General features: G+C 59.0%; 19 protein-coding genes. 15 read left to right on the forward strand and 4 right to left on the reverse strand.

All coding sequences use genetic code 11. The annotated features are described in order from the left end of the window. Position 1: 1 nt before the first annotated feature. Entirely contained in the window at positions 2-2,110 is a 2,109-nt protein-coding gene (locus tag ACAM27_RS05240; RefSeq protein ID WP_369612661.1) for a 4Fe-4S binding protein, read from the reverse strand. A 226-nt stretch (positions 2,111-2,336) separates the two neighbouring features. Here ACAM27_RS05240 and pqqA point away from each other — a divergent pair, with 226 nt between their 5' ends. The 12 genes from pqqA to ACAM27_RS05300 all read left to right on the forward strand — a co-directional run bounded on the left by pqqA (position 2,337) and on the right by ACAM27_RS05300 (position 14,664). After that, the gene (gene pqqA / locus ACAM27_RS05245; RefSeq protein ID WP_007153157.1) at positions 2,337-2,408 is read left to right on the forward strand and encodes a pyrroloquinoline quinone precursor peptide PqqA; all 72 of its coding nucleotides are present in this window, start codon (positions 2,337-2,339) and stop codon (positions 2,406-2,408) included. 55 nt (positions 2,409-2,463) lie between these two features. Next, positions 2,464-3,381, forward strand: coding sequence for a pyrroloquinoline quinone biosynthesis protein PqqB (gene pqqB / locus ACAM27_RS05250; RefSeq protein WP_141067482.1), 918 nt, complete (start codon positions 2,464-2,466; stop codon positions 3,379-3,381). 8 nt (positions 3,382-3,389) lie between these two features. Then, the gene (pqqC, locus tag ACAM27_RS05255) at positions 3,390-4,145 is read left to right on the forward strand and encodes a pyrroloquinoline-quinone synthase PqqC (RefSeq protein ID WP_141067483.1); all 756 of its coding nucleotides are present in this window, start codon (positions 3,390-3,392) and stop codon (positions 4,143-4,145) included. 10 nt (positions 4,146-4,155) lie between these two features. Then, complete coding sequence (pqqD, locus tag ACAM27_RS05260; RefSeq protein WP_023009649.1) at positions 4,156-4,419, forward strand: pyrroloquinoline quinone biosynthesis peptide chaperone PqqD; 264 nt, start codon at positions 4,156-4,158, stop codon at positions 4,417-4,419. Continuing rightward, on the forward strand, positions 4,416-5,549 hold the full coding sequence (gene pqqE, locus ACAM27_RS05265; RefSeq protein ID WP_141067484.1) for a pyrroloquinoline quinone biosynthesis protein PqqE: 1,134 nt from the start codon (positions 4,416-4,418) through the stop codon (positions 5,547-5,549). Before pqqD ends, pqqE begins: the two co-directional genes overlap by 4 nt. Beyond that, entirely contained in the window at positions 5,530-7,353 is a 1,824-nt protein-coding gene (locus tag ACAM27_RS05270) for a S9 family peptidase (RefSeq protein ID WP_141067485.1), read from the forward strand. Before pqqE ends, ACAM27_RS05270 begins: the two co-directional genes overlap by 20 nt. A 92-nt stretch (positions 7,354-7,445) precedes the next feature. After that, the gene (gene ercA, locus ACAM27_RS05275; RefSeq protein WP_014422645.1) at positions 7,446-8,609 is read left to right on the forward strand and encodes an alcohol dehydrogenase-like regulatory protein ErcA; all 1,164 of its coding nucleotides are present in this window, start codon (positions 7,446-7,448) and stop codon (positions 8,607-8,609) included. Next, entirely contained in the window at positions 8,593-10,347 is a 1,755-nt protein-coding gene (locus tag ACAM27_RS05280) for a NahK/ErcS family hybrid sensor histidine kinase/response regulator (protein WP_369612662.1), read from the forward strand. The genes ercA and ACAM27_RS05280 overlap by 17 nt, the downstream gene beginning before the upstream one ends. Positions 10,348-10,448: 101 nt before the next feature. Further along, positions 10,449-12,227: a CotH kinase family protein gene (locus tag ACAM27_RS05285; RefSeq protein ID WP_226538125.1), complete on the forward strand. Its 1,779-nt coding sequence runs from the start codon at positions 10,449-10,451 to the stop codon at positions 12,225-12,227. Further along, a complete protein-coding gene (locus ACAM27_RS05290; RefSeq protein WP_113879218.1) occupies positions 12,224-12,982 on the forward strand; it encodes a polyphosphate polymerase domain-containing protein in 759 nt (252 codons plus the stop codon). The genes ACAM27_RS05285 and ACAM27_RS05290 overlap by 4 nt, the downstream gene beginning before the upstream one ends. Then, the gene (locus ACAM27_RS05295; RefSeq protein ID WP_022993066.1) at positions 12,966-13,547 is read left to right on the forward strand and encodes a DUF4956 domain-containing protein; all 582 of its coding nucleotides are present in this window, start codon (positions 12,966-12,968) and stop codon (positions 13,545-13,547) included. Before ACAM27_RS05290 ends, ACAM27_RS05295 begins: the two co-directional genes overlap by 17 nt. Beyond that, complete coding sequence (locus tag ACAM27_RS05300) at positions 13,540-14,664, forward strand: OprO/OprP family phosphate-selective porin (protein WP_022993065.1); 1,125 nt, start codon at positions 13,540-13,542, stop codon at positions 14,662-14,664. The genes ACAM27_RS05295 and ACAM27_RS05300 overlap by 8 nt, the downstream gene beginning before the upstream one ends. Here the strand turns inward: ACAM27_RS05300 and ACAM27_RS05305 are convergent. Genes ACAM27_RS05305 through ACAM27_RS05315 form a run of 3 tightly spaced genes read right to left on the reverse strand, consistent with a single transcriptional unit; the run spans position 14,661 to position 18,195 of the window. Next, positions 14,661-16,052 (reverse strand): sensor histidine kinase, encoded by a 1,392-nt coding sequence (locus tag ACAM27_RS05305; protein WP_113879219.1) that lies wholly within the window; start codon positions 16,050-16,052, stop codon positions 14,661-14,663. The genes ACAM27_RS05300 and ACAM27_RS05305 overlap by 4 nt on opposite strands. Beyond that, the gene (locus tag ACAM27_RS05310) at positions 16,049-16,693 is read right to left on the reverse strand and encodes a LuxR C-terminal-related transcriptional regulator (RefSeq protein ID WP_369612663.1); all 645 of its coding nucleotides are present in this window, start codon (positions 16,691-16,693) and stop codon (positions 16,049-16,051) included. The genes ACAM27_RS05305 and ACAM27_RS05310 overlap by 4 nt, the downstream gene beginning before the upstream one ends. Before the next feature lie 2 nt (positions 16,694-16,695). After that, positions 16,696-18,195, reverse strand: coding sequence for a response regulator (locus ACAM27_RS05315; RefSeq protein WP_023009660.1), 1,500 nt, complete (start codon positions 18,193-18,195; stop codon positions 16,696-16,698). Positions 18,196-18,391: 196 nt separating this feature from the next. Here ACAM27_RS05315 and ACAM27_RS05320 point away from each other — a divergent pair, with 196 nt between their 5' ends. From ACAM27_RS05320 to ACAM27_RS05330, 3 genes are read left to right on the forward strand one after another with little or no spacing between them, the layout of a single operon-like run. After that, positions 18,392-18,679: a hypothetical protein gene (locus ACAM27_RS05320; RefSeq protein WP_014422636.1), complete on the forward strand. Its 288-nt coding sequence runs from the start codon at positions 18,392-18,394 to the stop codon at positions 18,677-18,679. Between the two features lie 42 nt (positions 18,680-18,721). Beyond that, the gene (locus ACAM27_RS05325; RefSeq protein WP_023009661.1) at positions 18,722-20,098 is read left to right on the forward strand and encodes a lyase family protein; all 1,377 of its coding nucleotides are present in this window, start codon (positions 18,722-18,724) and stop codon (positions 20,096-20,098) included. Positions 20,099-20,128: 30 nt separating this feature from the next. Beyond that, a complete protein-coding gene (locus ACAM27_RS05330; RefSeq protein WP_023009662.1) occupies positions 20,129-20,611 on the forward strand; it encodes a CDP-archaeol synthase in 483 nt (160 codons plus the stop codon). Positions 20,612-20,613 lie beyond the last annotated feature (2 nt).

A 20,613-nucleotide genomic window follows, 5' to 3' on the forward strand; every position in this document is an offset into this window, starting at 1 on the left:
TTTACGCCCCTGCTGCATCTGTGGCCAGAATCCGAGCCTGTTTCTGCCGCTGTTTGGCCTGAACAATGGCGTCTACGCACTGATTCTGGTCCCGCAGAATCACAACGCACTCCAGGCACTGGATGCACTCGTCATAGTCCACCCGGCCATCCTTGCGGATTGCGTTGATACCGCATTCGTTTTTGCAATGCTGGCAAGGCTGGCCACAGCGTTTGACCCTCTCCAGCCAACTGAACACTCGCAGTCGCCCCAGCACCGCCAGTCCTGCTCCCAGCGGGCACAGATAACGGCAGTAGAACTTGTGAACGAACAGGCCGATCGCCAGTAAGGCGAGGGCGTACATTACAAATGGCCAGTGCCTGACGAAATACAGAGTAATGCTGGTTTTGAACGGCTCCACTTCAGCCAGTTGCTCGGCCAGGGTCAGTGAAAAGAACGCGGTGGTCACAAGCCCGGCCAGTATCGGGTATTTCAACAGGATGAGCCGGCGGTGCCATCTCTCAGGTATTTTTATCTGCCGCAATCCGAGCCGCTGAGCTATCCACGCGACCAGTTCCTGAAGTGCGCCAAACGGGCAGAGCCAGCCGCAAAAAAGCCCGCGCCCCCAGATAAACAGGGTGACAAAGGTGTAGGTCCATAGAATGAATATCACCGGGTCCAGCAGAAATACGTTCAGGGAGAAGCCATCCCAGAGAGCCAGCAACAAGGTATAGATGTTTACGACCGATAGCTGCCCCTGGGCAAAAAAGCCAATAAAGAAGAGCGTGAAGAGCAGAAAGCCCCAGCGGAAGCCGTGCACCAGCCGGGGATACCGTGTCAGGGTTTTCTGGCGCGCAAAGAACACCGTCAGTATGGTCAGGCCAGCAACCAGCAGGCTGATCTGCCACCATCGTTCTTTCCAGAGCCCAATCCAAACCGGTTGCTGGCCTTCATTAAAGTCTGGTGCCACCTCGACCGGTTCAAACAGGTCCGGGGAAAAAGTCACGGGCAGCGTGAAGCGTGCGTGGTCGGTGATCAGGTGATTTCGTGGCGCAGTGATGTCCAGATGGAACGATGCCTCGGAACCCGGGTTGAAGCCCGCATTGCCGCCGACCCGGAACAGGTTCATGGCGGCCATATCGGGTGCGCCCGGAGCCATGATCTGTTGATTCGGTTCGAGCCAGTTCAGATCCCTCATCTCGATGGCCAGCTCATTCTGATTGAGACCGATTCGGCTGGGCGTACTGCCGGGCACAAAGGCTTCGCTGACATGAGGATATACGCCTTGTGACATCACCATAATGACTTTGCCTCGATCATTCAGGCGTTCCTGAAACGCTTTGTAGCCTTGGTCGCCAAGCAGGTTTCGCCCCACCATGGGTGAATTCACATAGGCAAAATAGATCTCTGTAAATGCCTCGCCGGATGGAGGCGACAGGTCGGTTGGGTAGTCCGTCAGCGGGCGGCCCAGCTTCGCCTCCACCTCCTGCGCTGAGAGTGTCCGCTTCTGGACGTAGCCGCGGTCCAGTAGTTGTTGCCAGGTCAGAGGCTCATAATAATCTTGTCGGGCCCTTGTGGGGGCCGCCTGGGCGAACCCTTCCAGCTTGCTTCTGGCAACTTGTAAGGCGGAGGAGAGTATCGTGTCATTGATGATCAGCACAGAAACCGTGGCCTTGCTCACACCATCAAAGTAGACCTGTTGGCCACCTGTGTCGCGACTGGAACGACTGGATGCCTGAACGATGATCTGGTCTTTCAGGGACCGCCCTTCATACTGCGCCACAAATTCGTTCAGAGGTGCTTCGCCCAGGCCATGCAGAAAGACAGGCTCGTGATGGTGAAGCACCTCGACGCCCGTGAATCGGCCTTTGGTGTCCAGGCCGATCATCATGGTGATCGGCTTGCCCGCGAATCCCTGCAAGGTAACAAAATCGGTTGAGACATAGGCGTACCCCAGCAGTTCCTGGAGCTGGTACACGGGGTAGACGGGAAAGTCCGGCAACTTGCCCTCAATGACGGTTGCTGATGGAAACAGAGACTGAATGACGGCCCTGGGCTCCGGTGGCGGCTCAGCCGCGAAGGCAGAGGCTGTGAACACCAGTGAGAGCAAGAGCATCAGGCGCCCCACCATGAGAAGTCTCCTGTGATTGTTATTGTTTCTCTCATGGTAGGGCACGGCTGGTGGGGCTCAATTCAACCTCCGGGCCAAAGGTCTGCTACTTTCAGGCGGGCAAAAACGGTCCCAAAGTACCATATGGCGTGGCAGGCACTGTGATTAGCATGAAAGTGATCGTGGGCGCTTGCCTGCGGTGCCCATAAATGCCAAGCACTAACAATCATGACAAGAGGTGAGCATCATGTGGACCAAGCCAGCTTATGAAGACCTTCGCATCGGTTTTGAAGTGACTATGTACTTCGCTAACCGCTGAGCCACGAATAGCCAGCCCCCGGGCTGGCTATTTGCGTTCTGCTCGGGAGGTTGCCATGCAGATTCGAATTCTGGGTTCAGGGGCCGGGGGCGGTTTTCCCCAGTGGAACTGTAACTGCCGGAACTGTGCCGGTTTTCGGGCCGGTACCCTGAATGCCCGTGCCCGGACCCAGTCATCCATTGCCATCAGCGACGATGGAGAGCGTTGGATTCTTTTCAATGCCTCACCGGATATCCGGGCCCAGCTTGCGGACTTTCCAGCCATGCAGCCGGGGCGTTCGCTACGCGACACCGGAATCTCTGCCATCGTCCTGATGGACAGTCAGGTTGATCACACCACCGGATTGCTGTCACTGCGGGAAGGGCTGCCGCTGGACGTTTGGTGTACATCGCAGGTGCACAGTGATCTGTCCACCGGCTTCCCGCTGTTCGAGATGCTCCGGCACTGGAATGGCGGCCTGAATTGGCAAGCCATTGAGCCGAACGAAGATACGGCGTTCACGATACCGTGCGCGCCAACTCTGGCGCTAACGGCTATTCCGCTCCTGAGTAACGCTCCGCCTTATTCTCCAAGGCGAGACCAGCCGCACCCTGGCGACAATATTGGCCTATTCATTGAAGACTCCGTCAGTGGTCAGAGCGTTCTATATGCGCCCGGCCTGGGGCAGCCGGATGACCGGATCAAAGCCTGGATGGCCCGAGCTGACGTGCTGTTGGTGGATGGTACCGTTTGGCATGATGATGAAATGATCCGCCAGGAAGTCGGCACCAAAACCGGTCAGCAGATGGGGCATCTCGCGCAGGCCGGGCCGGGTGGCATGATTGAGCTGCTGGACACATTGCCGGGCGCGCGCAAGATCCTCATTCACATCAACAATACCAATCCCATCCTTGATGAGGCCTCGCCAGAGCGCACTGAGCTTGCGGCGCATGGTATCGAGGTGGCGTGGGATGGCATGCACATACACCTGTGAGGTCTGCCATGAACGCACAAGTTACGCCTGCCCTGAATCGGGACGATTTTGAGGCCGCGCTGCGTGCCAAGGGCGGCTACTACCACATCCATCATCCATTCCACCGGGCCATGTACAGCGGTGGGTGCACGCCTGCCCAGATCCGGGGGTGGGTGGCAAATCGTTATTACTATCAGATCAACATCCCCCAGAAGGATGCGGCCATCATGGCGAATTGCCCGGATGCCAGCGTCCGTCGTCTGTGGTTGCAGCGTATTCTGGATCACGACGGTCATGATGACGATGCCGGAGGCATTGAGGCCTGGTTGCTTCTGGCCGAAGCTGTGGGCCTGACGCGAGAGGAGGTGATTGATCAGCGGCACGTGTTACCGGGTGTCCGTTTTGCGGTCGATGCCTACCTCAACTTTGCCCGTCGGGCCACATGGCAGGAGGCTGCCTGTTCCTCGCTGACCGAGCTGTTCGCGCCGGAGATTCATCAGTCTCGTCTGGACAGCTGGCCAGATCATTATCCCTGGATTGAGGCGGAGGGTTACCGGTATTTCCGCAAACGCCTCTCTGAAGCGCGCCGGGATGTGGAGCATGGTCTGAGTATTACGCTGGATCATTTTGTCTCGGCCGCGGACCAGCAGCGTGCGTTCGAGATCCTGCAATTCAAACTCGATATTCTCTGGACCATGCTGGATGCCATGACCATGGCGTATGTTCACGAGACACCGCCCTATCATACAGTGACAGATCAGCCGGTGTGGCATCGTGGTCTGTAAGGAGGTAGCCATGGCTCAGGTTCCCCGCTTGCGTCGAGGTTTCCGGTTTCAGTGGGAGCCGGCACAGCAAAGTCACGTTCTGTTGTATCCGGAGGGCATGGTCAAGCTAAATGGCAGCGCCGGTGCCATACTGGCGGAAGTGAACGGTTCTCGCACCAGTACCGAGATTGTCGAGCTTCTGGAGCGGGCGTTTCCGGAGGCTGGTCCCCTGTCAGCCGACGTCGAGGACTTTCTCGCCGAGGCAACCCGCCAACACTGGATTGAATGGCTATGAGTGGTGAACACGAGACTGTTGGTCACCCGCTCTGGCTGCTTGCTGAGTTGACCTACCGCTGCCCGCTCCAATGTCCCTATTGTTCCAATCCGCTGGATTATGCCGATCAGGCGCATGAGCTTTCGACGCGCCAGTGGCTGGAAGTGCTGAAGCAAGGCCGGGCAATGGGGGCCGCCCAGCTGGGCTTTTCCGGTGGCGAGCCCCTGGTGCGGCAAGACCTGCCGGAGTTGATCGCCGGCGCCCGGGGCATGGGTTACTACACCAACCTGATCACATCGGGCCTGGGACTGACGGAGGCGAAGGTTCAGGATTTTGCCGAGGCAGGGCTGGATCATATTCAGGTCAGCTTTCAGGCATCGGATCCTGAGCTCAACAATGCGCTGGCCGGCTCCAGAAAGGCCTTTGATCAGAAGCTGGCCATGGCGAGGGCGGTCAAGGCGGCGGGCTATCCGATGGTGCTCAACTTTGTGATCCATCGTCACAACATTCATCAGATGCCTGACATTCTTGCGTTGTGTGAGAAGCTGGGGGCCGATTATGTTGAGCTGGCCACTTGCCAATACTACGGGTGGGCGTTTGCCAACCGGGAAGGGCTGATGCCCTCGAGAGATCAATTGGTAACGGCTGAGGCCACCGTGAATCGCTACCGCACAGATCTGCTTGCGCGGGATCATCCGATGAAGGTGATCTTCGTAACACCGGACTACTACGAAGAACGTCCAAAAGCCTGTATGAATGGCTGGGGCAGCCTGTTCCTGACCGTAGCCCCCGACGGAACGGCGCTGCCTTGTCACAGCGCCCGGCTTCTGCCGATTGAGTTTCCCAATGTGACCGAGCAGTCGCTGGAGGATATCTGGTATCGCAGTCCCGGGTTCAATCATTACCGTGGTGACCTCTGGATGCCGGAACCCTGCCGTTCCTGTGACGAAAAAGGCAAGGATTTCGGGGGGTGCCGCTGTCAGGCTTACCTGTTGACCGGGAACGCCGACAATGCCGATCCGGTTTGCGGAAAGTCACCACATCACGACCGGATCCTGGCCGCCCGAACGGCGGCCGATCACGCGACGGCTGGTCTGGAGGATCTGATCTACCGAAACGCCCGGAATTCCCGTGTCATTTGCCGGGGATGAAATCCTGTCGGCCCACACGGCGTGTCTTGAAACTCAGCAGTTTTCGGAACTGAAAGCCGACGGCGGGCTAGTGTACTGGCTGGCTTCTGAGCCCGGCTCCGGGCGTGTAAACCTGTGGCGCTTTGACGGCGAGCGAACACGAAGAATCGAGACCGGTAACGGTGTCGGCAGTCGCCTGAACGGATACGGTGGCGGTGCCTTTGCGGTGATGGGGCGATTCATATGCTGGGTGGCAGAGGATCAGAGTCTCTGGCAGCTGGATCTTGGAACGGGCGTTCGGCTCAGCCTGGCCGCTCCCTCAGGGGCACGGTGGGGAGGGCTGGTGGCAGACCCCCACCGGCAGCGCTGGTTGGCCGTACGAGAATACGGCGATCAACAGGCCCTGGTGGCGATTGACTCGTCTGGACAGATTACGGTGCTCGACGACCGTTTTGACTTCTACAGCGCGGCGGCGCTCAGTCCGGATGGCAAGGCCTTGGCCTGGGTCAGTTGGCAGCTCCCGGACATGCCTTGGGATAGGTCCATGTTGTGTCTGGCGCGGCTTGGTGCCAACGGCGATGTGCGGGATGCGCTGGTTGCGGAACCGCCGGGAGGCGGGTCTGTCCAGCAGCCCCAGTTCGATGATAGCCAGCTCTGGGTTCAGTCGGATCACCTTGGCTGGTGGCAGCCGTTTCGGGTGGATCGAAATCACCACTCGTTGCGTTGGACCTCAGGGACTGAGGTCATGGCCGATCACGCCAATGCGCCCTGGCAGCTCGGGGAGCGGCATAGTTGCCCCCTGTCTGGCGGGGGGTGGGGACAGGTCCGTTATGTCAGGGGGTGGGCCGAACTCTGGATTGATCGAGACGGCAGGCGTCGCCGGGTGGCATCGTCTTACTCGGATTTCCGGTGGCTGTCTGCGTGGAATAATAGCCTCGTTTGTCTGGCCCGACGACCGGATAGCGCGGATCACATTCTCAGGATTGATCCGGACACCGGAAGGGAGGAGGTATTGAGTGCGGCCACTTCACCGATCGCAGAACGCGACTGGGTCTGGCCGGAGACGGTGTGCCTGCCTCCAGATGACCAGTTTTCGTTCGAGCTGCAAAGCTTTCTGTACCGACCGGCAAAGCCAGCCAAGGCCTCACCACTCATCATCCTGGCCCATGGCGGACCGACCTCGGCTGCCTACGCTACCTTCAATGCCCAGATACAGTTCTGGTGTCAGCACGGGTTTGCGGTAGCGGACGTGAATTACACCGGCAGCACCGGTTTTGGTCGGGCATATCGTCAGGCGCTGGCTGGCAACTGGGGACGAGCCGATGTTGCCGATGTTGTAAGGGTGAGGCATTCGCTTGGCGCCAGCCGCGGGATAGACCCTGAGCGGGTGTTTATCCAGGGGCGCAGTTCCGGTGGCTATACCGCGCTGATGGCAGCCATGCAGCCGGGACAGTTATTTCGTGGTCTCGGCAGTGTGTTTGGCGTGACCGAACCGTTGAAGCTGAAGGCAGCCACCCATCGGTTTGAGTCGGGCTATCTTGACTGGTTGTTGGGCCCACCGGGTTCTCGAGGTGTTAACTGGCGTTCCCGGACACCGGCCCTCCAGGCAGGCCGGATTGCCTGTCCGGCGCTGTTTTTTCAGGGCGGAAAGGACCGGGTGGTGGTGCCGGAGCAAACCCGGGAAATGGTGGCGGCTCTCAGAGCGGCAGGCCGGTGCGCCGAAATGGTCTGGTTTGATGAGGAGGGGCACGGTTTCCGGTCCCCGGAGAATCAGGTCACGATGCTGGACACACTATGGCGCTTCTATCGCAGACTGGCAGAGTGAGCCGGCCTTAGCCAAAAGGTCGATGAAGCGCTCGCCAAGTTGCGTTAATATGTCAGTTACTCCTATAACAACAACCGTACGCGTCAGGCCCCATGAGTTACGACATTTCTGCTTTGCGAAAGTTTGTCTCTCCGGAGATTGTGTTCGGCGCGGGTTCACGCCGATCGGTGGCCAATTTTGCCAGTAATTTCGGGGCGCGCCACGTGTTTCTTGTCTCGGACCCCGGTGTCCAGGCTGCCGGGTGGGTTGGTGAGATTGAAACGCTCCTGAAAGAAGCCGGCCTGGCCTGTACCACTTACACCGCAGTTTCCCCCAATCCCAAGGTGGATGAGGTGATGGCGGGCGCCGAGCAGTACCGGTCGAATGACTGTGACGTTATCGTCGCCATTGGTGGTGGCAGCCCGATGGACTGTGCCAAGGGCATCGGTATTGTCGCCACGCACGGTCGGAGCATTCTGGAGTTTGAAGGGGTGGATACCATCACCAATCCCCCTCCGCCCTTGATACTGATTCCGACGACGGCGGGAACCTCTGCCGACGTATCCCAGTTTGCGATCATTTCGGACCCCAATCGGCGCTTCAAGTTTTCCATTATCAGCAAGGCGGTCGTGCCGGATGTCTCTCTGATTGATCCGGAAGTCACGGAAACCATGGGTGCTTACCTGACCGCCTGCACCGGGGTGGATGCGCTGGTTCACGCCATTGAGGCATTTGTGTCTACCGGCAGCGGACCGCTCACCGACACGCACGCTCTCGAAGCCATCCGACTGATCAACCGGAACCTGGAGCCATTGGTTGCCAACCCGGCGGATCCGGTATTGCGCGAGCAGATCATGCTGGCCTCCATGCAGGCGGGCCTGGCCTTTTCAAATGCCATTCTTGGGGCAGTACACGCCATGTCGCACAGCCTTGGGGGCTTCCTGGACCTGCCCCACGGATTGTGCAACGCGCTATTGCTGGAGCACGTGGTGGCCTACAACTTCCCGTTTGCCGAAGACCGCTTCCGGCGTGTGGCGGAGGCCATGGATATTGATACCCGGGGAATGAGTAATGCCCAGGTCAAAAAACACCTGATGGCCCGTATTGTTGCGCTCAAGAAAACCGTCGGCCTCGAAGCCCGGTTGAAAGAGCTGGGTGTGACGACATCGGATATCCCCTATCTTTCAGGCTATGCATTAAAGGACCCCTGCATACTGACCAACCCAAGGAAGTCGTCGCTTCGGGATGTTCAGGTGGTTTATGAAGAAGCCCTATGAATCGCCTGACAGTGGTTTTGGCGTTGGCGATCTGCTGGGACTTGGCAGTCAGTCGGTGCGTAAGAATTATTATCCGGCCTTGCAGGAACGTATTGAGGAGCTGGAGCGGGAACGCAACCGTTACAAATGGCTGTTCGAAAACGCGCTGCATGGCATTTTCCAGGCCAATCTGCGGGGTGGTTTTCTGGCCTGCAACCCGGCGATGGCGCGGATTTGCGGATACGACAGCCCTGAACAGCTTCAGCACCGGATGATCCGGCTTCGCGAACAGCTTTTTTTCAGCGCCGCAGAGTTTGATGTCATTCGCCAGGAATTGCTGGATTACGGCAGCCTTAGCGCGCGGGAGGCCCGTTTTCGTCGGGCCGATCAGTCGGCCGTCCATGTCGCCGTGACCATGCTGCGGCGGCCAGACCTCGGGCCTGAAGTGGTGGAAGCCTTTGTTGCTGATATCACTGACCGTGTTCAGGCCCGGGAAAAGCTCGAACAGCTCAACGCCGAACTTGAGCGCCGGGTGGAGGAACGCACTGAAGCGTTGCAGAACGCCAACGTGGACCTCCGCTATCAGATTGAAGAGCGCGAGAAAGTTGAGCAGGAGTTGGTGATTGCTGTCGATGCCGCCAAAGATGCAAACCGGAGTAAAGACAAGTATCTGGCCGCCGCGAGTCACGATTTACTTCAGCCGTTGAATGCCGCCCGGCTCATGATCTCGGCATTGCAGGACAGCACCCTGCCCGATGCCGAACGCCGGATGGTGCACCAGGCCCACCGTGCTCTGGAAGGCGCAGAGGATCTTCTGGCCGATTTGCTGGACATCTCCAAGCTGGATCAGCAGGCGATGAAGCCCGATCTGATGTATACCGACGTCGATGAGCTGGCGCGCAGTCTCGGCAGCGAGTTTGAGGCCGTGGCGGCCAACGCAGGGCTTGGTTTTCGGGTCCGTTCTTCACCGGCCATGGTGCGCACGGATCAACGTATGCTCACCCGTATTCTTCGAAACCTGCTCAGCAATGCCTTCCGTTACACGCGGTCCGGTGGTGTGATGCTGGCGGTGCGTGTGCGGGATGATGACGTTCGGCTCGAGGTCTGGGATACCGGCGTCGGGATTGATGCCGCCAAGCTCGATGAAATCTTTACCGAGTTTCATCAGATCCTGCCGCAGGGGAGCGGTGGCAGGCAAGGGGTTGGCCTTGGGCTGGCCATTGTCGAGCGAATGGTTCGGGTTCTGGGCTATCGGATTGACGTGGCGTCAAGACCCGGGCTTGGCTCTCGCTTCACCGTAACGCTGCCACGCGTTCCCGTGCCAACGTTGCAGGCCTTTGCGAAGCCTGCCCCGGCCGTGTCGACAGACCGCGGTTTTGAGGGAGCTCCGGTTCTGGTCATTGATAACGAGCCAGCCGTTCTTGAGAGCATGGCGATGCTTCTCAGTCGATGGGGGTGTGTCGTGATTACGGCCGGTGGCCGGGATCATGCCCTGGCCCGACTGGATGAATCCGGCTTGACTCCGAGAGCTGTGCTTGCGGATTACCATCTCGATGACGGCCAGACCGGTTTTGATGCCATTCACTCGGTGCGGCGACATCTGGCGATGGACCTGCCCGGGGCCATCATTACGGCTGATCGCAGTGACGAGACGCGGGCCTTGTTACGAGCCCAGTATCTTCCTGTATTGAATAAACCGGTCAAGCCCAACCGACTGCGGGCATTGCTGACCAGCCTGATTGCCTCGTCGTCGTTCTGACGCTGTAAGACCGTCTTACAGACTCCCGTGCATTCCAGCCGCAATACTTCCTGAAGCCGGTTTTCCCCCGGCCACGATAGACAATCTTCAGGGAGTGGTTCATGACAACAACAGGATTCAGAACATCGTGGGGGCGCTGCCGCTGGCTAATGGCAGGCATGGCGTTGGTGGTGCTGCAGGGCTGCGGGGGCGGAGGCTCGGATTCTTCTGATCCCTCAGACTTCGATGCTCCGGTTGAGCCGGTCAACATTGGTGGCGACGGCGACCTTTACGCCCCGGATCGGATAATGGCCGTGGACATTCGTATGTCCGATGATGATTTCGAAAAGCTGCGTGCCGAGGGGCGTACCCTGGCGAGCACGGATCGCGAGTGTATACCGCCGTTTGAATACACGGAATTTACCGCGCGTGTGTCGATTGATGGCGATCGGATGGACAACGTCATTGTTCGCAAAAAGGGTTATATGGGTTCTCTCAGCCCAAGCATTCCCTCTCTCAAGCTGGATTTCAACGACCTGCAAAAAGGCCGGACCTACCAGAATTCCTCACGGATGACCCTGAACAACAATCGCCAGGATCCTTCCAATGCCAGGCAATGCATGGCGTATGACCAGTTCCGTGAAGCCGGCATTGCGGCGCCAAGATGCAACTACGCCAGGGTAACCGTGAACGGCGAAACACTCGGCGTGTTTACCAATGTAGAGCCTCTTAAAAAGCCTTTCCTGACCCGTGCGTTCGGCAACGATGAGGGTAATCAGTATGAGGCGCAGACCGCCGATTTTGGTACCTGGCTGAGCCAGCGATTCGAGAAGAAGACCAACGAAAAGGAAAACGACCGCAGCGATCTGCAAGCCGTTGCAGAAGCTCTGGCGTTGCCAGATGAGCAGATGCTGAACGTGTTGCCGCAGTTGGTCGATGTGGACCAGTTCATCCGGTTCTGGGCGGTGGAGACCTTGCTCGGCGCCTGGGATTCCGCCACCGGCAATGCCAACAACTTCCACATTTACCGTAATCCGGAGGACGGACTGTTCCATTTCATTCCCTGGGGGGCGGACACGGCTTTTCGCGGGGACCATCCGCTCAAGCCGCTAACCGGTGTTTTCTATCGCAACTTCCGGCTCGCAGATCGTCTGTTCCAGATACCCGAATACCGGGCAGCCTATTATGCGGAGTTGGAGAACCTGTTGGAAACCCAGTGGGATGAGAATGCCTTGATCGACCGCCTGGCGCGCATCCGGCAATTGACCGGAACCACCGAGGAAGCGGCGGCCAGCCTGGAACGCTTTATCATCGGCAACGGTGAGCCGGGCGACGATGATTACGAGCCCGCCCGCAGGGCTGTTCTGGAACAGGCGATGGCGGCGGAGACGCCGACTGGCGAAGTCTCGCTTATGGCAGACAAGGAGCCGGATTGCAGCGCGCCCACCACGACGGCTTTGACGGGCAACATCACATCCCAGAGCGGAAATGACCGAGGTGCATTCAATTTCACCTTGCCGGACGGGCGCAACGTCAGTGCCAGCCTGACCTACGCCGCCTTTGAAGTGGACAGCCTGGTGTATTCCGTGGACCGGGAAACCAAACCGGCGGTCGTTAGCCTCCTGATGATCGGCGTGGATGCCGGAGACAGCTTCAAACCCTATGTGCTTCAGCTGTTTATTGAATCGTCGGACTACGTACCGGGTAGCCATCGCTTCCATGGCTTTGCCACCAATGCGCTGCTGTTTGAGGTGGATGAGAGCCTGCCCGGAGATGTCCGGACGATTGCTCTGGGAGCTCAAGGGCAGATTACCCTGACCAGTGTTGGCACCGGGGAGCAGGCCGGGGACGTGGCAATCACCCTGGATGCCACCCTGGAGTACGTGGCCGACGTGCCATGAACATGGCCGTTGGTAGCCCGGTGGCGAGATTTGCCGGGCATTCCCTTGAGGCGCAGGCAAGAGCGCTCCTGATGAACCGTGTGGACACCAAGTTCATGATTCCGGCTCATGAGCTAGACCAGTGTCTTCAGGGCCTGGAACGCGAGTATTCGATGCTTGAGATTGGGGCGGCTCGGCGTTTTACCTACGACACCCTGTATCTGGATACGCCGGACAGCCAGCTGTATCTGGATCACCACAACGGCAAGCTCAATCGTTTCAAGCTGCGGATTCGTCACTACCGGCAAAGCGGAGAGAGCTTTCTTGAAGTCAAGAAGAAGAGCAACCGGCAACGCACCATCAAAACCCGCTTGTCGTTAACCGGAGACGGTCGGGAACCGCGCGTCATCAATGATTTCCTTTCCGGGCAATTCGGCCTTCCGGCTGCAGGGATGCGGCCGGCACTTTTTGTCCGGTATGAACGGATGACTCTGCTCCGGCGGGACGGCCATGAGCGGGTGACGGTGGATACCGGGCTCTCCTTCCAGACGCCTGATCGACAGCATTCCGTTGCGCTCCCGGGTCTTGCCATTTTCGAAATCAAATATGACCGGAAAGCCTCTGGCTCGCCTTTGATGGCGCGTCTGGCCGCGCTCGGATACAGGCCGGTGACTTTCAGCAAGTACTGCGTTGGTCGGGTTTTTCTGGACGGAGACAACCTGAAAACCAATCGATTCAAACCGTTGTTAAGGGGCGTTCATGGAATCTGCAGTTGACCTCCATTTTGTTATCCGGCTGTTGATTAACGCGGCCTCGGTATTCGTATTGATTCGCTGTTATTACCGCTATTCCCGTCACCGGGAGAATGCCGCCTCTTTCATTCTCTTCGGCGTTGGCGTGTTTCTGGTGACGGCGCTGCTGCATTCGGTGACGGTTACGATGGGCTTTGCCTTTGGCCTGTTTGCCGTGTTTTCCATGCTGCGTTATCGCACCGAAGCCCTGGGTATCAAGGAGATGACCTACCTGTTCCTGGTGATCGCCATGGCCCTGCTGGCCGCAGTCGGGACCATGCACCACCTGGAGTTGATCATGCTGAATGGCCTGGTCATCGCCCTGGCGGTTGTGCTCGAAACCCGCATCCTGTTACCGCGACACGGTGAGAAGGAGGTGGAATACGAAAAGATCGAGAACGTGCACCGGCAACAACAGGCAGCCTTGATTGCCGATCTCAGGGAACGCACCGGGCTGGACGTGTTCCGGGTTGATGTGGTGTCTGTCAGCTACCTGAGAGACACCGCTATGCTTCGAATGCACTATCACCTGGAGGCGGGACATGAATGAGCAAGCGGGCAAACTGCTGGCCTTTGCGCTGCTGCCGATGATTGGTTCAGACGCCCTGGCGAGCGATGGCGACGGGGGGGCTCTGGCGGAGGTGAGTGGTTACATCGCGGCGGGTGTCGACCACTACGGCGCGTTCCATGATGAGGACGGAGAAGAATCCACGACGCGTGGCGTGTTGCGCAACGCCAAGCTCCAGGTTGAACTGGCGTGGGGCGACGCCTGGGAGGCCGAGATTGACGGCGGCTACGAGATTGAAGGCGACAACAGAGACGCAGAGTTGGGCGATGCCTATGTTCAGTACAACGGCCCTGATCGCCTTGCCGTCCGGCTGGGCCAGTTCAAGGAGCCGTTCGGTATGGAACGGCTGACCAGCTACTCAAGTCTCAGTACGGGGGAGCGCTCAATGGCTACCTCGGCTTTTGCGCCGGGCCGTTCACTGGGGGTTATGGTGGGGCAGTACCGGAAATCCTCAACCTGGGCGCTGGGGTTATTCAGCGATGAGCGTAAACCGGAAGACGGCAGCGCTGTAACTGCCAGGGTCTCCCGTGCTCCCGTCCGCTCGGAGGATCAGGTACTCCATCTCGGTGCAGCAGCATCCTGGCGCCAGCATCGTGAGGAGGAATTCCAGATCAAGGATGAGGCCGAGGTGTTCAGCGCTGACAACGTGGTTCGCAGTCCCCGCTTTGAGGCCCGTGAAAGCAGGCTTGCGGGCGTGGAGGCCGGTTGGCAGTTTCATCGGTTGACCGTGACAGCAGAAGTCATGGCTCAGGAGGTGCGTCGTAAAGGCGGAGAATGGTGGCGGTTTACCGGGGGCTATGTCCAGGCCGGCCTGCTGTTGACCGACGACCAGCGCCCCTACGAGCGGGGTGAGTTCAAACGCATCAAACCAAAGAGTAACGGCGGCGCCTTGGAACTGGTGGCGCGTTACAGTGCCGTTGATCTGAGGGATCGAAGCATCGGGGCGGAAGCCAGCGTCACCACCGTGGGCCTGAATTACTATCTGGGTAAAGACATTCAGCTTCGCTTGAATTACCTGATGCCGGAGATCAGCGGTAATCGTCTGTCGCCGGATCCCGGGGGTAATGCCGCGACCCTGCGGCTGGTTTACCGGTTTTAGCTGGGAGGGCGAGTGCTTTTGTCGGGCCCATCGATATGCCGGGGTAGTTCCAGTATCACCTCGGTCCATTGCCCGGGTTCGCTGGCAATTTTCATGGTGCCACGATGATGCCGCATGATGGTGTGGCAGATACTCAACCCCAGCCCCAGGTTATCCGGCGTCTCGCTGGTGGAGAAAAACGGGTCAGTCAGTCGCTGCAGGTTACTGGAGTCGATGCCTTTGCCATTATCCCGGACGGTAATGCTGGTCACGGCTGCGGTGGAGGCAGCGGTAATCCGGATTTGCGGTCGTGCAGGGCTAGCAGCACGGATGGCTGACGATGCATTCATCAGGAGGTTGACGAACACCTGAATCAGCGGTGACGGAAAACAGGCGACCGAGAGGCCAGCGGGGATCTGGGTGGTGACTGCGGTGCCCTGCAACTGGTGCCGGCAAAATCGCAGCGCCGTTTGCACCAGCTTGTCGAGATTTACAGCCTCCGGGCCATGATCCGGCGCCGGGCGGGAGAATTCGATCAGATCCGAGACGATCTCTGCAATCCGGTGTTGATGGCTTGCCGCATCGTCCAGCGCCTCGGCTACGTCCGGATTCCGGTTGATCGCCGCGGAAAAGTCTACCGCCTGTATGGCGCAATTGAGCGGATTGGTAATCTCGTGCAGCAGACCCTTGGCCATGTGGCTCAGGGCCTGGTGTTTCTGCTCCTGGGCCAGTTTGTCCTCGGTGGCCTCCAGTGTCTGCAAGGCGCGGGAAAGTTGCCGGTTTCGATCTCTGAGCAGAAACTGCAGGGCCAGCAGGTTGCGCAGGAACTGGGAGAAAAACCACGCCGATAACGGCGAAACCACCAGGCACATCAGAATCAGCCAGTTGGTGATTACGCCGATAAGCACGGTGACAACCTGATCGGTCGGGACCGTGACGGCGGTGGCCAGCACCAGAAGGATCAGGTTGGCCGCCAAAATGATGCTGGTGTGCTTCAGCGACAGGGTGATGATGCCGACCGAGCTGATAAAAAAGAACAGCCCCACCACAGGCGCGATGGCGGCGCCGGCACCGATATAGCCGAGGTAGCTGAATGTCGCCATGTTGATGAATACGAGATAGACAACCAGCGGTGCCGCTCGCCGCAACCGGGTGAAGCGATGAGCCAGAATAAGCGCTGTCAGCACCCCGGTGTAGAGCAGGTAACCGGCAAACACCGGGGGCTCCACTGAGTGCGTGAGCTGCCCGGCCAGGAATAGCAGGGTGCCGATAAACGCGATGATCAGGTAGACATCGGCGAACAGCGGCAGCACGCGGTACCGGTACTGGGTGCGCGAAAAACGTTCGAACCGCCGTTGCCGATCAACAGGCAGCTGTTTGATCTGCTCAATACCGGAGAGCAGGTTCATGGTAACGCCCTTTGGTGATGTCTTTGCATAAACAGAATCAGCTCCGGCAAGCGTTCGAAGCCCAGCTTGACGAAGATCCGGTCCTTGTAGGAATGCACCGTTTTACAGGACACCCCCAGCTCCTCAGCGATATCTCGAACCGCGACCCGCTGTGACATCAGTCTCGCCACCTCCCGTTCGCGGCCGGACAACGCCTGGTAAGCGGTAAGAGCGTCATCAGCCCCGTCGCGTGTTGATTGCCAGTTGCCAAGGTATACCTGGCCGCTGCGAATGTAGAACAGGGTTTTGATCAGTTCCTGGATCGACTGCTGTTTCGAGACCACCGCCTTGATTCCTGATTCCAGGTAAATCGCCATGCGCGAGCTGTTGACCGGAGTGTCGGAGATCAGCAGCACCGAGAGCGCCGGGTGCAGGCTGAGGGCATTTTCAGCAATGGTGAGTCCATCATTGTCTTTCAGATTCTCTTCAATCAATAGCACGCCGGGTCTGACAGCAGCCAGGCGTTGCAGCGTCTCAACGCCGGTCTCGGATTCGCCTACTAACTCAATGTCTTCGTTATGAAGAATCTGGAATAGCAAACCGTCGCGGAAAAGACGGTGGCTGACGGTCGCGAACAGCCGGAGTCTGCGCTGAGGGTTCACGGTCAGTTACCCGATCCCGGGAGTACCGGCAGGGTAATGGCCAGATGCAGGCACTGGCCATCTGCCTCAGCACTGACGTCCCCGCCCAGCAGGCTGGTGGTGACGAACAGCATCAGAAGTGCTGCCTGTTGTTCAAGAAGCGGATCGGAGAGCCGCGTGAGCGGAGCCAGTAGATGGCTGTAGATGCGTAGCGGTTGTTCCGGGGCTACGTGAAGCTGATCGCGACTTTCGGTTAGCACCAGGTGGCTCCAGTCAAGACCGGAGCTGACAAGCAGGGTGTTGAGGGCTTGCCCCAGTAATTCTGCCGGCGAGCAGGGTGGAGACGATGTGGCCCGTTCCTGGGGCGGGGTCCCGCTGAATAGTGACGTCATCCGGCTCTGCCCGGGGCCTGCCGGGACGATGTTTTCCAGCCGACTGAGTTCCTGCCGCACATGGTCGCAGAACCGCCGGACAAGCTCCTGTTCCAGATGCATGTCCTGGCTGGCCCTGAGGTGTGCTTTCGCCGCAGGCAGGTGGTCAATGCTGGCCACGGTATCCAGAAAAGCGTTCAGTGTGGTATCGGGAACCTGGGCGCTCAGGATCGGCCTCAGATGATCGACGAGCCTGCCGTGGCGTTGCAGGCGAAGCTCGGCAAAGCGTTTCCGGGTTTCGCAGCGGGTGTTGTCCAGGGCCGACGCCAGCTCACGGTGGCGAGCGATGGCTTCCCGGAACAGTGGCAGCAAGGTTTGTGCTTGCCAGGGTTTTTTCTGGTAGCGAAAGATCCGGCCTTCATTCACGGCATTGAGGGCAACGTCCACCTCGCCCCAGGCGGAAGTCAGAATCCGGACAACGGCCGGATGAGACTGACGCAACTCATCCAGCAGCTCTTTGCCCTGCATGCCCGGCATCCGCTGGTCCGTCATCACCACTGCAATCGGCGCGCCTGGCGTTCGCAGATGTTCCAGTGCCGCTTCCGCAGTGTCTGCGGAAAGCAGGGAGAACTCATCCTGCAGGTGTTCGAGTTGACGGATCAGATATTTCGTGGCGGCAGGTTCGTCATCGACAATGAGCACAACGGGGCGCTGCCCCTCGGTGTTCGGCAGCGATGGCTGGTGTTTGGTCTGGCCGGACAGCTCCGGGCTTGTCAGGGCCGCTGTCAAAAGGTGTGAGCGTATGAGGTCTGGGTCCAGGGGCTGCTCGAAGCAACGATCGATTACCTGGGTGTCCAGCAGCGCCACCAGTTCGCTCAGGATAACGCGCTCGGTTATCAACACCCGGAGCACGGTGGGATATTGTGTTCTGGCCTTGGCCAGCAGAGCGGAGTTAATGGCGGTTGAGGTTTCGCATCCGGCTATCACCAGCGCTGCGGGCGGTGCTTCAGCGGCCACTATGTGCTCAAGCACTGCCTCATCCGAGCTAAAGGCGTGTATCGAGAAGTCCTGCGCGAACAAGGCCTCGAACGTCTGCTTTGCCTCTTCGCTATGGTAGCGCAGTAAAACCGCAGGTGAGTGGAAGTGCCCCATGTTTACCGGTCGTTCCTTGATATCGAATCGGCTGGACAGGTTATCAGGGTGGCATTCGTCGTTTTGTAGGAAAATCCTACAAATGCAGGATGTGTTGCCGGAAATGTTTGTTTCTGTGATGACTTTGGCAATTGCCAGAGCCCGGTGCCTGAGAGCGACTACACTTATCGCTGAGTGCTTTCAGGAGGGAAATGTCATGACCACTCAAGACGGCCATCTCACTAACCACGAAGTCACCATCTGCCTTGCCGGTGGCGCCGTACTGGGTCCGTTCAATGCCACTTGGAGCCAGGACTCCGGCGGTGATGTACGAGAGCTGGTGCGCGAGTACGATGCCTTTCTGCAGGGCGAGAAGCAGAGCCGCTTCAAGTTTCACCTGCACGACACCTACACCAATACCGTGCACACACTGATTCTGAATTTTGAGCAGGTGACCGGCATCTGCGACCATGTCCGCCTGAAATCCCATGGTAACGGCACCTGAAGGCCGCTGTGGGAAGCTATCGAGCGTGACAAGGAGGATGTGATGACCGAGTTCAGAACTGAAAAAGACAGCCTGGGTGAGGTCCGGGTACCGGACAGTGCGCTCTGGGGCGCGCAGACCCAGCGTGCGGTGGACAATTTTCCGGTCAGTGGGCAGCCGATGCCGCCCGAATTCATTGCCTCTGTGGTTCAGGTCAAACGTGCGGCGGCCCAGGCCAACGCGTCACTGGGCTTGCTGGAGCCGGAACTGCGTGATGCCATTTGTGACGCCTGCGACCGGTTGCTGAAAGGGGAACATGCAGATCAGTTTCCGGTGGACCGTTACCAGACCGGCTCCGGTACCAGCACCAACATGAACGTGAACGAGGTGATCGCGGCTCTGGCGCGAGAGAAGGGCGTGGAGGTTAATCCCAATGATCACGTCAACATGAGCCAGAGTTCCAACGACGTGATCCCGACTGCGATCCATGTCAGCGCTGTGCTGGCAGTGAAAAGTCGGCTGCTGCCGGCGCTGTCGCATCTCCGGGGAGTGATCTACGGCCGGGAGGCTGAACTGTCCGGGCAGGTGAAGACCGGGCGCACCCATCTGATGGATGCCATGCCGGTGACACTTGGCCAGGAGCTCAGAACCTGGCGGGAGCAGGTCGCGGCGACCGAGCTTCGCCTTGAGCGGGCCATGGAGGACCTGGCGGCACTACCCCAGGGCGGTACCGCGGTAGGTACCGGGGTGAATGCTGCGTCGGAGTTTGCTGGCCAGTTTGTGAAGTTTCTGAAGCAGAATACGGGCTATCCGTTCCGGTCGCTGGAGCACAAGTTTCTGGGGCAGAGTGCGGTTGATGCGCCTGTGGCACTGTCTGCCCAGTTCCGCGGTGTGGCCGTGGTCTTCACCAAGATCGCCAATGACCTGCGCTGGATGAACAGTGGTCCGATCCATGGTCTGGCTGAAATCAGCCTGCCGGCCTTGCAGCCGGGCAGCAGCATCATGCCTGGCAAGGTGAACCCGGTGATACCGGAATCGGTGGCGATGGTGAGTGCCCAGGTGACCGGGCTGGATGCGGCTGTCGCCATGGCGGGCCAGTCCGGCAACTTCCAGTTGAATGTGATGCTGCCACTGGTGGGCGCAAATCTGCTGGATATGTGCGGGTTGCTGGCCAATGCCTCGAACCTGCTGGCAGACAAGGCCCTGCAAGGGTTCACCGTTAATACCGAAAACCTGAATGCGGGGGTGGGTCGAAACCCGGTTCTGGTGACGGCATTGAACCCTGAAATCGGCTACGCCCTGGCCGCGGATATTGCCAAAGAGGCATACCGTAGCGGGCGCCCGGTTATCGACGTTGCCGAGGAGCGGAGCGGATTGAGCCGCAAACGGCTTGAGGAACTGATGGACCCGCTCAAGCTGACCCGAGGCGGACTGACCTGATCTGGCCGGCTGTTAACAGGGGAAAGCAGAGTGCTGTTGTCGCTTGAGTTGTTTGTCATGCTGGTGCTGGCCAACGGGTCTCCGGTGGTTGTGGCGCGGTTGTTTCATCGGCATGGCAGCTGGCCCCTCGATGGTGGCCGGCTGTGGCGCGATGGCCGACCGCTGCTGGGGCCCAGCAAAACCTGGCGTGGGCTGGTATCCGGCGTTCTGACCTGCGCGCTGTTCGCCCTGTGGGTGGGCCTGGGCTGGTTGTTCGGAGCGCTGTTTGCTTTCCTGTCGCTGTGGGGCGATATGCTCAGCAGTTTCACCAAGCGCCGTATGGGGTTGGCTTCCAGCGCCCGGGCGGTCTGGTTGGATCAGCTGCCCGAGGCGCTGTTACCTATGGTGATGGCCTGGTACTGGCTGCCGCTGCCACTGTGGGAGACGGTCGCCGTTGCCCTTCTGTTCGCATTGTCCAATATGTTGTTCTCTCCGCTGTTTTACCGCCTCGGTATACGTAAACAGCCACACTGAAC

Origin of the sequence: Marinobacter sp. RI1 (assembly GCF_041155085.1) — a bacterium.
GTDB classification, from domain to species: Bacteria; Pseudomonadota; Gammaproteobacteria; order Pseudomonadales; family Oleiphilaceae; genus Marinobacter; species Marinobacter nauticus.